The sequence below is a fragment of the Peribacillus sp. FSL H8-0477 genome (assembly GCF_038002765.1).
GTDB lineage: Bacteria > Bacillota > Bacilli > Bacillales > DSM-1321 > Peribacillus.
On record NZ_JBBODE010000001.1, the window covers coordinates 321,042 to 334,783 of the forward strand.

General features: G+C 33.5%; 9 protein-coding genes and 1 pseudogene. 3 read left to right on the plus strand and 7 right to left on the minus strand.

The window, feature by feature from the left end; translation table 11 throughout:
* Nucleotides 1-147: 147 nt before the first annotated feature.
* The 7 genes and pseudogenes from MHI18_RS01695 to MHI18_RS01725 form a co-directional block, all read right to left on the minus strand.
* Nucleotides 148-843, minus strand: coding sequence for a hypothetical protein (locus MHI18_RS01695; RefSeq protein WP_340845678.1), 696 nt, complete (start codon nt 841-843; stop codon nt 148-150).
* Between the two features lie 200 nt (nt 844-1,043).
* Nucleotides 1,044-2,765, minus strand: a complete 1,722-nt coding sequence (locus MHI18_RS01700; RefSeq protein ID WP_340845680.1) for a reverse transcriptase domain-containing protein — start codon at nt 2,763-2,765, stop codon at nt 1,044-1,046.
* A 406-nt stretch (nt 2,766-3,171) separates the two neighbouring features.
* The gene (locus MHI18_RS01705) at nt 3,172-3,390 is read right to left on the minus strand and encodes a hypothetical protein (RefSeq protein WP_340845682.1); all 219 of its coding nucleotides are present in this window, start codon (nt 3,388-3,390) and stop codon (nt 3,172-3,174) included.
* Nucleotides 3,391-3,465: 75 nt separating this feature from the next.
* Nucleotides 3,466-3,788 (minus strand): annotated as a pseudogene (locus MHI18_RS01710) (nucleoside triphosphate pyrophosphohydrolase).
* Nucleotides 3,789-3,905: 117 nt separating this feature from the next.
* On the minus strand, nt 3,906-6,359 hold the full coding sequence (locus MHI18_RS01715) for a restriction endonuclease-like protein (RefSeq protein ID WP_340847544.1): 2,454 nt from the start codon (nt 6,357-6,359) through the stop codon (nt 3,906-3,908).
* Entirely contained in the window at nt 6,331-8,184 is a 1,854-nt protein-coding gene (locus MHI18_RS01720; protein ID WP_340845686.1) for an McrB family protein, read from the minus strand. The genes MHI18_RS01715 and MHI18_RS01720 overlap by 29 nt, the downstream gene beginning before the upstream one ends.
* A 360-nt stretch (nt 8,185-8,544) precedes the next feature.
* On the minus strand, nt 8,545-10,164 hold the full coding sequence (locus tag MHI18_RS01725; protein WP_340845688.1) for a MutH/Sau3AI family endonuclease: 1,620 nt from the start codon (nt 10,162-10,164) through the stop codon (nt 8,545-8,547).
* A 131-nt stretch (nt 10,165-10,295) separates the two neighbouring features.
* Between MHI18_RS01725 and MHI18_RS01730 the strand changes: the two genes are divergently transcribed.
* From MHI18_RS01730 to MHI18_RS01740, 3 genes are all read left to right on the plus strand, one after another.
* Nucleotides 10,296-10,514 (plus strand): helix-turn-helix domain-containing protein, encoded by a 219-nt coding sequence (locus MHI18_RS01730; RefSeq protein WP_340845690.1) that lies wholly within the window; start codon nt 10,296-10,298, stop codon nt 10,512-10,514.
* Entirely contained in the window at nt 10,507-11,907 is a 1,401-nt protein-coding gene (gene dcm / locus MHI18_RS01735; protein WP_340845692.1) for a DNA (cytosine-5-)-methyltransferase, read from the plus strand. Before MHI18_RS01730 ends, dcm begins: the two co-directional genes overlap by 8 nt.
* 993 nt (nt 11,908-12,900) lie before the next feature.
* Nucleotides 12,901-13,740 (plus strand): ComEC/Rec2 family competence protein, encoded by an 840-nt coding sequence (locus MHI18_RS01740; RefSeq protein WP_340845693.1) that lies wholly within the window; start codon nt 12,901-12,903, stop codon nt 13,738-13,740.
* Nucleotides 13,741-13,742 lie beyond the last annotated feature (2 nt).

Genomic DNA, 13,742 nt, shown 5'->3' on the forward strand with positions numbered 1-13,742 from the left:
AATCAAATCTACAATAAATATATTATCCGTAGTTTTGTCAATCATACTTATGTGAACTTAAGTATAAAATGATACATAACAGTATGCTCTATGAACCATCCAAATTTTTATAAAAAATAAAGGAAGAATGATATGTCCCTTTAAATTTCATGCAGATGGATCCTCCATATTCAACACAGGTTGACTTGTAATCATTGAGTGTTCAGCAATTGTCACTAACATCTCTAAAATACCTTCTAAAAAATCATCTATATCTGCCCACCTTAATTGAACACGGGCACCTGTCGTGAAAGTATAAGTTGATCTCCCATACGAAATACTTTTATTAACATTACTATAAACCCCATTATTATGAATTGTATTACGTACATTCCTAATAACATTTAGAAGACGCATGTAATCATCTTTTTTTGTTAGGTTCAATTGATTTAATAAATCTTTATATGTATGGTAGAATTCTTGTTTTTCTAAACCTAACCCTCTAGCTATTATTCTAATTGTACTCTCTATTGACATATGTAAAGATAAGAAAAACCCTCTTTTTATTCCTGCGTGAAACTCATTTAATATATTTTTTTTTACAGTTTTCTTTTCATTCAGACCTAAGTCTGAATCTGGTAATAATTTTTGTTCTGGTACCCTTGCATAGAACTTAGATCGCCCTAAATAAATCCCTGTTCTTGCAAAATCCAGAGAATTAGCTATTTTACTTAATCCAGTTAATCTTACGTCCTTTCCTTGAAACCAGCTATATTTATTGGCTAATCGATCATGCTGATTACCGTATGCAATGCGATATTCTGTTAATCTATCAGCAATCTCCATGTGACTTGTTTCTGCCATATTAATGCCTCCCTTTCATTACAAACTTTCCTTGTCCTTAATGTCATGTCTTAGACTTGTAAATTGCCATGAGACATCTCCTTTACCTCATAGAGTAGAGAAGAGTAAAGAAAAATTTTGCCTAATAAATTCAGTTTCATATTCAGAGTTTAATTTTGATAAAATCATTTCAATTACTCTTAACTTGACATAATGAATATCTAACTTTTCAATCCGTTCAACAAGTTTGCTAATTCAATAACTTCTTTTACTGGTATTACTTCATTAGGTACAACAATAGCACCCTTAGCTGCTATTGCTAATACTTCATTTTCCATATTTACTACAGGTCCTCCACTATTCCCACCCAAAATATCAGGGCTTATTTCATAACGAACTTCCCTTTTATCTCCGCTTTTATTAGTAAATCTTTCTCCTAATAAAACTCCTTTTTTAATACTAATATCCATATTTTCTTTGAAATCCGGATAACCTATTAATTGAATTTCTTCTCCATATTCAAATGATTCATTATATTCAAATCCAACTTCGTCTATATTTAAACCATTTATGCTTAATATCGCAATGTCTTTGTTCTTGTCATAATGAAGCAATTTAGCATACTGTTTTTCTTGAGCATATTTTGATTTTTGAATTTGAATATATGGAGATACATAATGAATTCCTTCTAGTTCTAACATCTCAATATAATCTTTAAGTACGTGATAATTTGTTATTAATCCAATACCTTTTAAGATGAACCCTGTGCCTTGGTCAGTTAAAACATAATATTTTTCATTAGCTTCACCATCAAGTAAGTATCTGTATCCTAAAGACTCGATAACATAGGTGTTCCTTTCTTGAAATTTTCTTTTTGTAATTGGTATATTTATTAAAGGTAAATCCATAGATTGTATTGATTGATTATATCTATTTGCTAATTTCAAATAGACTGGGTCTTCCTTCCCTTTTACTTGTCCCACAAATGATATCATTCCTCTTAATACATCAAACATATCAGGATTCCCCTGTTCTTTCTTTTGACGAAACTTGTAATTTTTATTAAACATTAATTTAGCAGCTTCAACATCATCTATATTTTTCTCAATACAGTGTAATATTGAACGAATTCTTCTTATATATTTTCTCTCAACGTTTAGTTTTTCATTAACTGTAATTCCCGTGACCGATAGATGTTCTCTATAATTGTTTAATCTAGTTTTATTTTCATTAATAAGAAATCCATTACCTTTTACAAGTTTAATAACTTCTGGTGCTAGTTGGGCAGATGCGTTTTCAATAAATGCAATGTTAGTAGGAAATTGTTGTTTTTTGGTTGAAAAGGTAATATCATCTGCATACCTAGTATAAATACAATGGTTTTTTCTTGCCAACTTTGTTAGTTCTTTATCCAATTTGAATGATAGAATGTTAGAAATAGCTGGAGAAGTTGCAGCACCTTGTGGTAAAAAACCATCATGGTGACAACAAATATTTGCGAGGGTCGAAGCTACTGTTTCATTGAAACTATAGTAATGAATAAACATAGCCCTGACGCGTCCAAAGTTTATGTTTTCAAAATAGTTTTCCAAATCAAAATTCAGAATATTTTTTTGTTTTAAATGTACAGAAGCGTTAGATACAATACTACGATTTTTAATAAACCCGTGTGCATTTAAATGATTATTATAAACCAAAGACAGTATATATGAAAATTTCTTTTGTAAAATAGATAAATTTTTTTTTGGTGCATGAATAGTTCTGTCTTTTCCGTTTTTTTTCTTGATTGTAAAAGTGGAATAGTTATTTTTTTTTGAGATCACTAATATTTTCCTTAGTTCTTTTGCCGGTATTTCAAACAAATTAGCAACATCTTCAAAGTTTTTTAAAGATTTAAATTTTTCTATTATAACTTCATTCAAGCAAAGTAATTCGATATTCATATAATTTGACATTTTAGACTTCCCTTTTTTAAGGTTGGAAAAGCAGGTGTAATTCTACCTCTTTATACCAGTGAAGAGAGACGATAAACACATAAAAGTTAAAAAAAGCAGCAACAAACAGAGTATGTCATACTTTAATATATTACCGTGGCGATTTCACCACGAAAAAACAATTACATCCTACTTTTCCACACTTTACAATACCATATTTTCTCAATTAATTCAATAAATTCTTTGTATAATATTTAGTTGCATCGTTAGGTTCTAAGTTCTACTCACTCGTAATTTTCTGAACATTGAGCTAATCAATTGGAAATTCACCTTAATTTAATGTTTTCGGCACCCAAATATCAGTAAAGCCATTATCAATAGAGAATTTAAAAAGGTCTTATAATTTTTTTGGGGTTTATACTTCCATGTCTTCCTTGATGCCATAAAGACTAGAATAGGATAGCTGAAGATTCCCATCTACGTTATACAAGTTTTCCAGTAAGGACTTAATTAGCACGAATTTATAAGTTGTAGAGTTCTTTGATTTACTAGAAAAAATATAGTTAAAATGACTCATATCTTTATCAGTCAGATATTCTGTTTGCATTTCTCCAACCTGAAGCTTAAAGCTCATAGTAAAACCACATTCCCTTACTTTTCGGTTTTTATGGGAATTCTATTATTTCCTTCTAATAATTTCTGTAATAAATTATTCCTCTACCTCAATTAAAAAATTTTTTCTTAAAATCCGCCTCGATTTTTAGCCTTTTGAACACATACTCTTTCAACTTCCTCGATACTTGAACCATGATACGCTGCAAGGGAATGCATGATTACCAATACATCTGCCAGTTCTTCAATCGCATCCTCTGAAGTTTCAGCTTCCACATATTCCTGAAGCTCTTCAAAACTTTTCCTCTTTAATTCCTTTATGTATTCTTCTTCATTCAATATTTTTGTGGAATACTTCCTATCAGTGTTTTCAATAATATCTGGAATCCGATTGCGAACTAATTTATTATATATAGGCATTTTATTTACTCCTTTTTTCTAAATAAAAGACCCAATCTACAACTAGTAAAATGAGCTTTGGATTAAGCTATTTTTGATTTACAAATCTTTTATATTCATTGCTCTGTATCATTGTCCTCAAAGAAGACTAAGCACTTCTCTAAATACTTTAGAGGGATAATCAATCAATAAGTTTGAATTTAAAACTATCTCTTGAGTATCATTCCTTATTAGTATTGTTTGTTCTTGTCTATTCAAAAGTATCTCGATATCTTTAAACGAAAAGTTCTCTATAGCTGAAGCATTATCAAGAACATTATTATCCAACTTAATTTTGATTTTATCTGACGCCCTTCTAAGCATTCTCCAAAGGGTCATTTCCTGTTTATTCTTCATATATAACTCTGGTAACTCTTTAGCCTCGTTTAGCTGAGTAAGAGTAGTCATCATATATGTTGCAATTCCGTATTTTACTGGCCTTATTACCTGTTTCGTACTTTTCCATCCTTCTATAAGAAAATGAACATACTCTTCTGCCGTAGAGATTTGTTTAATCTCTCCGTACTCCGTTATGCCATTCTCTCCAACTCCGGAAATTGTATAAAGCGCTACATATTTTGCCTCGTTCCAGCCTTTCTTCAACATTTTAACAGGAAGTTGATAAAATCCTTGCTGTATATATTCACGATAATCCTCATCAGTACTAACAGTTCCCACAAGTACCTTTTCTTCTAGTGACGATTCCCATTCCTCTTTCGTTCCTCTTGGTAAAATCCCTTCTTCTTGAATTTCCTCAGGACTTTTTTCAATTAAATGTTCGAGAAAGTGTTCGACCATTTCGGTAGTCTGTGGTAAAAAAGGTAATCCCCCAATATTCACTTGGTCAATACTCTTGTAGAAATGATGCTCTTTATAACTTTGTTCATCAGACCAGGGAAATAGCACATAAGCTCCATATGCTGTCCGTTCATATGGACCATCATTTATCGCAACGAGAGAATCTCTATAGCGATGCATCGTATTAATATCATCTTCTACTGGACCAGCTGTTTTATAGCGGTTTTGATAGTAGCTGCCGGGCTGGGCATAATCAATTCGATATTTGGCATCAAATACATAGTTGTAGTTGTGAGCTTTGCCTTTTTTCTCAATGGTTAACATCGAATCAGGTTTTTGCGGTATCGTAGGAAGGTTTTTTTCATACTTTTGATACGTAAGCTCAATTCTTTCCTTCGTAATAGGGTGTTGGAAAATTCGTCTAGCAGTCCGGTTGGCCTCTAAGTTTACGAATAGCCCGTCTCGATTCACACTAACTATATCTTGGCTCATCAATGTATATTTACTGTTTAAAATCTGTCCAAGCTTTAAAAACGTCCAGTATTCATATAAAGTTGCGACATCCTTTACAGACATTTGATAGAGTTTTCCTTGCAACATAAGTCCTTTTGAAACTGTTAAGAAAATTTGAAATGCATCTCGATATCCTGAAGCCATTTGAAGAACCAAACTCATCACTGAACGGTCCAACCGCCCTATTGATTGCCAAAATACATTCCTCTTTTTTAATTCAAGTTCCTTTTTCATGTTCCTTAAACGTAATAAAAGTTCTGAATCTGGCTTTTCGTTCCAGCGTTTAGTTTGATTATCCAAGGCAGCCAGAAAATCATCAAACTTATGAGTCAGCCTTTCCATCATCCATTTCACATAACGATTTTCCGCCGTATCATAACTAAGCTCTTTTTTTGCCTTAACTCCTACACGAGGCATCATCGTTTTCCTGTTAATTTGTATTCCTTTATCTACCTCAATAAACGCATGACTTCGTTTCTGTAAATACTTCCGGGTATATGAATCAGTCTTACTCATCTGATCGCCTCGAACTTTTACGTAAGTTGTTTCTAGTCTGTGATGCGGCTGCTTTTCAATGCGATTAATAGCCTGGATAAATTGCTTAAAATGCTTCATGATTAATCGATAAAATTCAGCCCGACTTGGTTTTCCTTCTAGCTTAATACTCGCCCCTAAATACGTTTTCCGAATAAAGTGAAAAGCCAGATTGTAAATTTCATCATTGACTTCCTCAAGCAGTTTCCGATAATCATTCTGATAATCAAGCTTAACTGGAAAAATTTCAAGTGTGACCTCTAGTAAAACTTGATTAAGAGAACGAATTTCAAAGGTCGTCAACCCAACCTCATTTTGAAATTGAAGATTCCCGATTAACATCGAAATATCTGCTAATTCAATCCGAGAGATTGCCTGTCGCAGGATAGGATGTTCATGATAAAAGGCTAGTTCCCGATCTTGTTTTGAAATCACAATTAATTGATATATGCCATTTTCAAAGAAAATGGGACGCACTTGCTGAGATTCCGTTAAAGCCTCTAATTCAATATCATAAACTTTCACGCTCTGAATTTCTTGACCATGCACAGAAAACTGCATCACATCATGAAAATCCATTTTCCGATATTGCTTTAACCCTTCGTAACGATGATGATAGGGTTTGCCCTTTATGACTAGAGAAAATGCCTCTGCTTCTATTTTGACTAGCTCAACTTCATCACGAGATCCAGAACGATGTGAATCCATCATCTCGTAACCTCCTAAGCATTTCTACCACCTTTATAGTACTTTTCGGATATCTCACTGCACCTATAAAATCGTTGTGTTCAAGATCCTCCGCATAATCCCTATTCGTAAATAAGCGATATAATCCCGCTAATAGCTGTTCCACACGTAAATCACTTCCGGATATTCTCGGCAGTATCTTTTGTAAAATACAATGGTCAAAAGCTAGATCAGCGTCCAATAACTGACTTTCTTCATTGTACGCAAGGTAAAAACAAATCTCATCACGAACACGGTACCCAATGTGTGCATTTGTTAACTCCAAATATTTATTTATTCTCTCTAATTGGGCAGTAACGTTTTGAACAAGTTTCTGGTTTTGGTGGTAAAGATCCTTCAGGTGTAAATATTTTGCTCGGAACGTATTATCATGAACAACTTTAGGCTCCACTTCTTCCAGGTCTTCTAGAAAAGAAAGGTTCGAAAGTTCCACCCTATTAAATTCAATCGTATTTGCACGATCCAGTACCTTTTTACTAAAGGGATGTGTAGTCTCGTCCATATTGACCGTACCAATGATGTACAGATTCACAGGTAATCTAATATCACGGTTTGCTACTTCTTTAGAAAGCAGGATAGACGTGACCATTTTCTTATCTAACCATCTGCGGCTCTCCATTACACTCAGCACGTCGCTGAAATAATGTTCAACTCTAGCAAGATTCATTTCATCCAGCAACAAAAAATAAGGCTTATCAGGATTCTGTTCTGCTTTTTCAATTACTTTTGTAAGCAGACCAGCTTTAAACTCACCTTTAATATCCACATACCCAAGCAAATCTGAACCATCATTCCAATCTGGACGAATTGGAATAAGTGTGAATTGCCCATTCTCCTCAGTAGCCCCCACACTCTCTGCAAACAACTGGACAATCTTTGTCTTTCCTGTTCCAGAAATACCCGAAAGAATAACAAATGGCTTTGTTTTAATTGAGAGAAATAAATTTGTGACTTCCTCTTTCGAATAATAAAATCCTTTACTTGCTATGTAATGATGGATATGTTCATTAAGACTTTTAGGAGAAACATATTCAGATAGAGATTCCTTTATTTCACTAAATGGTCCATTACTTATAATTTCTTTTTCTGTAATACTGGAATTAGCTACCTTGTCTGGATTAACTAAACCGGATGCTCTTTTATAAATCCATTCTAACTCTTTAATTGTCTGCCCGATTTCCATTGTAGTATTTTCATTATTCACGACTGAATTTTTAGGGATAACCCTTCCGACTCTTATCCAATTTTTATTATCAGTTTTTAATACATTCATTAAGTCACTTCTCACAACGTTATTATTAATAAACTCTTCTAAAGTAACATAATGTTGAAAATCCTCGTCTTCCTCTTTATTTGTCCAAACTTTGTATTCCTTTAAATCTATATGTTGTTCTTCAATCCAATTATCCACCTTATTAACCCAGTTATTAAAAAACTTTCTCTCATCGTTTAAATCATTATTTTTATACGCGTGCCACTCCAAATATATTCTTAAACTCTCTTTACTTATCATCGCAGCGATACAAGAAGGAGATTCCATCAATTGTTTGTTTTTTATCCTTGTCCAAAATCTTTTTGATAAGACACCACTATTTTGCCAATTCTCCGTTTTTTCTCTAGTTAATTCTTCAATACCAGCGTCACTTAAAAACCTCTCAACAATACCTTTCCAAGCATTCCAAGCTAATGTATATTCTTCTTTTACTTTCTCTGAACCTTCTTCTTTTACTCTATAGGTGAATGCATCTCTATCAAAAACTTCAAAAATATATTCCGGTATTTTCATTTTATCTCCTTATTAAAATAATTTTCCCCTAAATACACTTAATACGAAGAGACTATATCCATTAGCTCCATTTATGGATATGTTATATACAGTATTCAAAGAAGAAACAAAATTACTCCCCTTTTGACGTTACATCGTGTTAGATAAATCAAATTTTTTTTAAATCAAAAATGTTGGATTATTTTAATACATAGAGTCAGGGGAATTATGACTATCAATCATATCTATTAATGAAATATCTACCTACCACTTAATGTATTCATCGCTAAAATCTTTTCTTAAATATGTATACTTTATGGTCTTACGTCCCTAGTATGTTCTAAACACTAAAATCAATATAGTTAGTACAAATCTGTAATCTCATTCGAAAAATTCTTTTATTTGTTGGTACATATAATTCTTGTTTAACCAGAGGGCTTGCTTAACCATATAATTTTCTGTCAATATATCCTTCATATCCTCAGGTCTATTATTCCAATTTGCAGGTGAGGGTAGCCTATCTGAATTTTTACTCTCAAAATAATCCGACTCTTTAGCTGAAGGTCGAATATGAAGAATTTGAGGGCCACTCACTTGGCTCGGTAGATTGTTCTCTACTATGTAACCTTTCTTATTGGAGCTACGTTTAAACGTTAACTCGACACCATTAATGAGAGTTTCCTTAATTATTTCCCATGTTTTTTTGACTGTGCCCATGAGTTCGTTTTCTGGCATATACCAAAATTTCGCACCCTTAAATATCTCTCCTTCTAGTGTTTCCTCGTAAACGACTAATAAGAATTTTGTTGTGGAAAGATAATCATACACTCGAGTATCTTCCCAATCTAGGTTAATAATATCTTTGATGAAGCTAACATCAGATTCTAGTTTAAATCCTTCAGTTGTAAGTCTTTTTTTGGATATTTTTTTCCTCTGATTAGAAGTTACGGTAACTGTTTTTACAGCAATACCCGCCTTCTTAAACTCATCTGTTTCTTCTAAATCTCCATTTAGATTAAACATCTTCTGCGCAATTAGCCTTGAACTTGCTTTATCATTCTTTTTTTTGATTCTAACACCAAATTTTTCTGCTAAGACCTTTTTATCTATATTATAGAACGGTTTAAACCGATCGAGAATAATTTGTTCAAACGTTTTATGTTTTAACTCGGATAAATCTTTAATGACATGCTCTTGATTAGCAGTTTGCTTAGGACCACTTTTTTCATGTAATTCAGGATAGTCATTTTGATATGAATCGTAAGTAATTGAACTCTTTAATTCATTCTGTACTATTCGCTTCGTAATTTCCTTCATATACGTTGGTCTTAAAGAAAAAGCTCGTCTATGTGCTTTCTTATCACTAAACGGTTGTGTTGTTTGGTTATTTGCAGTTTTACTACCTTTTGTCACTGCTCCAAGGTATTGTGTCATACCTTCGGAAATGTCCTCAGCCCTCCCCTGAATAATCATATCCATTATAATCTTCCAATCATTTTCAATGATTGCCCAATCATCATCTAATAAGTCTTTCAAATTAAAAAGAATAGAATGGGTCATTAAGAAATCTGGATAGGTTGGGTATTCCTTTCCTTCAAATTGAAAAAAATTAACTGGATTATATTTATACAACATTAGCTCTACAAGATTAGACTTTTTTAAAAAGGAAGAATTCTGAAAATCCCTCTTATATTCTTCATTAAAATCAAAAATGTTAAGAACTAGCCTTTCTTTGGCACCCCAAGAATTTTCTTTTTTGAAAAATTTAAGCCCAGCACATTTAAGTTCTACACCTAGATTATTGAAATCAGCCTCAGGTCGACTGTTATTCACTAGGCCGAACCAATCTTTTTCAACTGCATTCCCTAGCCAACCTTTATTTCTTGGGCTAGCATACCACTTATCAACATTTTCCTGTGTGACAAGCTCCTTTATCTTTTTACCAACTGCAGCTTCACCACGTTCTTTTATTTCTCGAATTGTTTTATATTCCCTATCCATCGTTATATCTCCCTAATAGATAATATTAATCATCTTTTTAACTTTATTATAAATTACCTTCAACTTTTTGTCTTTATAGGTTATAATAATTCAATGATACGATATCCCGTATTTCATAAGGGAGAAAAAAGATGATTAAACTACGCTTGAATGAAATTCTCAAGGAAAGAGAAATGCGCCAAAAGGACTTAGCAAAAGCTAGTGGGCTTCGTGAAAGTTCTATTAGTGATATGGTTCGAGGCATCCGCTCTACAGTTAACTTAGAACAACTAGAGAAGGTAATGGACTGTTTGGAAATTACCGATTACAACGTAATCTTTGAGAAAGTTGAGGAAAAAGTAAATGTCTAAGTATAAAGTATTTTCAATGTTTGATGGGGTTGGAGGCTTCGTAGTAGGTCTTGATAACGCCAACTCAACACTCAAAGAACCTTTCTTTGAAACAACAAACACTAATCAATTCGAACCATCTCGTAAATCACAAGATGCCTTTGAAGTGGGAGTCTACAATTATCCTCATATTCAACACAGTAATGATGATATTATGCAAGTCTCAAATAAATATTTCGAGGAAATGAAAGCTCAAGGTGTAAATATGATAGTTGGTGGGTTCCCCTGTCAAGACTATTCTGTAGCCCGTTCAAAAAAACATGAATTGGGTATTGAAGGCAAGAAAGGTGTTCTCTTTTGGGAAATCATTCGTGCTGTTAACCATATCAAACCTGAATATTTAATTTTAGAAAACGTGGATCGTTTATTAAAATCACCATCCTCACAACGTGGACGAGACTTTGCAATTATGCTTGGGGAATTTGCTCAACTTGGTTACTCTGTTGAATGGCGTGTTATTAATGCTGCAGAATATGGGCGCGCTCAACGTCGCCGCCGTGTGTTCTTTTACGTGTATCGAAATGACACACCATTTGCCTTGGCGATGGATAAAAAATATGGCAAGCCTGAGAAAGAGAAAAATATCATGACCTGTGATGAGGCCACTTTTAATAAATACATCTTTAAAGATGGATTATTCGCTCGTCAATTTCCAATTAAACAAGAGGCATATAAGAAACGTCACTACTCAGATACATTGTCTTGTAAAGACCTCCTCAACGAAGAGTACATCGTAGACATTTCAGACAATTTTACAGGTACTATTTGGAATACTGGTATTATGCGTTACGGTCAATATTTCACGATTGATACGGAATCCGTTAAGGAAGCACCAATGACATTGGGTGATGTTGTTCGGGAAGCGAAAGAATATTATGTACGTCAATATGGTGAAGAAGAGTACAACCAATATATCGTAAAATATCAGTTGGACGATGACGATCCTAAGCTTAAAAAATTTGAATACTTACGTGGTCCTAAAAAAATTGAGCGAGTAGCTGCTAACAATCATAAGTATATCTTTAGTGAAGGCGGGATGAGTCCGTATGATTCTCTCGACTTGCCGGGACGCACGATGCTTACAAGTGAAGGTTCTGTAAACCGCTCAACACATTTGCTTAAAGTCGATGAAAAATACCGACTGCTCACACCGATTGAAGCTGAATTATTGCAAGATTTCCCACCAGACTGGACAAAATTCAAAAAAGACAGTCATGGAAATGTCAATGAGGTTTCAGACCGTATGCGTATGTTCTTCATGGGTAATGCCTTAGTTACAGGAATCGTTGAACGTATAGGAATTGAGTTAGGAGAAATTGTACGTGAGTACAATACAGTAGAAGTAGAAGTTTAAGTTATAATGTTTGTTTTTTAAGTAATTAATACCCAAGTACAACAAGCAAAAGGCATAATAATAATAATAATAATAATTTGACCCCCATAAGTTAGATAATAACTTTCGGGGGTTTTTTATGGCAATGATGATTTCAGATTTAAAATAGCAGTCGTCATTGACTACTTGGCTGGAGTTTGAGGATACACCACCCTCGAAAAATACATCATTAATCATTCTATAATGGAAAAATGGTAAAATTTTATAACTCATTAAGAATCACTGGAGCCAAAAAAATCACTAACTATCTATTTGGATGTCGTAAACTAGATGTTACAGAAAGTTAAATCAACCTTTGAAGGAGCAAACTTAACAAGCTAACAACCCATAAGTGATTTACAGTTGGTTGAGGGAACTTGACCAAATTCGGGGATAGGGGTTGGTGCCTAAAACAAGGGGCGTTCAAATCCTCACGAGTTTCGCAATCGCTTCCCCCTTCTAGTACGCTCACAAGAATAATATTTCCAATATTTTACATACTTTATTATTTATTTCTCTATACTATACCTATTCCCAATCTCATAGTTAAACTTTATAAAATAATTAATAATTTTTATTTAAAGAATGTATATCTTTTTAATATTTCACCGTACTTTCCCTTATCTACTATAGAATATGGAGATGCTCGATAACACTGTGAATGTATTAACGTATTTAATACATTCATATAAACCTCATCCTCTTTTTCATAAACCTCTTTACATATAGGACATCTAATTTTCAAATAAACTATCTCCTTTCAGCTTAATATATTTAGTTTCTATAAAAGTGATGAAATTCCTCTTATGATAATTGAATTATAATTTAACTTAGAAAAAATGGAGAACGACAGCAAAAACAACTTATGATTTGTGTTTAAAGCGTAAGAAAGGAAAAGCTCTAAAATAACATAATTGGACATAGACAAATAGACTTAGGGCTAGTAGACTAGTATATCGAGAGGTTGTGAAAAGAATGAAAAAAATAAATAGTTTACTAACAGTTCTTCTATTCTTATCATTATTTACTGGTCTATCAAAAACAGAAGCCGCATCTAATGTGAAGGTACATTTTATCAATGTTGGACAAGGGGATTCTATCCTGATTCAAACTCCAAACGAAAACATTCTAATTGATGGCGGAGGAAAAGGTAAAGGTGATGAGGTTGTAGCTTATTTAAAGAAACAAAAGATCAAAACGCTGACAGCTGTCGTATCTACTCATCCAGATGCTGACCATGTCGGTGGACTCGCTTATGTGATTCAAAATCTTAAAGTAAAATCAGTGTATGCTCCTAAGATTTCACACTCTACACAAGCATACAAAGATTTCCTAAAGGCCGTAAAAAAGAAAGGCCTAAAAATCAAAACGGCCAAAACAGGTGTAGAAATAACCACGAAAGCAAAGAATACATCATTAAAATTCATAGCACCGGTTAAAAGTTATGCAAAGTCAGACTTAAACAACTGGAGTGCCGTGCTCCTTCTAAAACATAACAAAAAGACATTCTTGTTTACTGGGGATGCTGAAGTAGAATCTGAACGAGATATGCTGGCGAAGAAATTAATACCAAGTGTTGACGTTCTGAAAGTCGGCCATCACGGCGCAGCGATGTCATCATCATCTGCATTTATTAAGAAAGCTAAACCTAAATATGCGGTAATTAGTGTAGGGAAGAATGGCTATGGACACCCTACATCTACCGTAGTCAAACGCTTAAAATCGATTAAAGCTGTTACCTATCGCACAGACAAGTACGGAAATATTATCTTTACTTCTACAGGGACGAAAATAACGGTGAAGACGGTGAAGTAAAT

Coding starts and splice junctions, on each gene's coding strand:
- MHI18_RS01695 (WP_340845678.1), bottom strand. CDS start 843: ATGGCAGAAACAAGTCACATGGAGATTGCTGATAGATTAACAGAATAT.
- MHI18_RS01700 (WP_340845680.1), bottom strand. CDS start 2,765: ATGAATATCGAATTACTTTGCTTGAATGAAGTTATAATAGAAAAATTT.
- MHI18_RS01705 (WP_340845682.1), bottom strand. CDS start 3,390: ATGAGCTTTAAGCTTCAGGTTGGAGAAATGCAAACAGAATATCTGACT.
- MHI18_RS01715 (WP_340847544.1), bottom strand. CDS start 6,359: ATGGATTCACATCGTTCTGGATCTCGTGATGAAGTTGAGCTAGTCAAA.
- MHI18_RS01720 (WP_340845686.1), bottom strand. CDS start 8,184: ATGAAAATACCGGAATATATTTTTGAAGTTTTTGATAGAGATGCATTC.
- MHI18_RS01725 (WP_340845688.1), bottom strand. CDS start 10,164: ATGGATAGGGAATATAAAACAATTCGAGAAATAAAAGAACGTGGTGAA.
- MHI18_RS01730 (WP_340845690.1), top strand. CDS start 10,296: ATGATTAAACTACGCTTGAATGAAATTCTCAAGGAAAGAGAAATGCGC.
- dcm (WP_340845692.1), top strand. CDS start 10,507: ATGTCTAAGTATAAAGTATTTTCAATGTTTGATGGGGTTGGAGGCTTC.
- MHI18_RS01740 (WP_340845693.1), top strand. CDS start 12,901: ATGAAAAAAATAAATAGTTTACTAACAGTTCTTCTATTCTTATCATTA.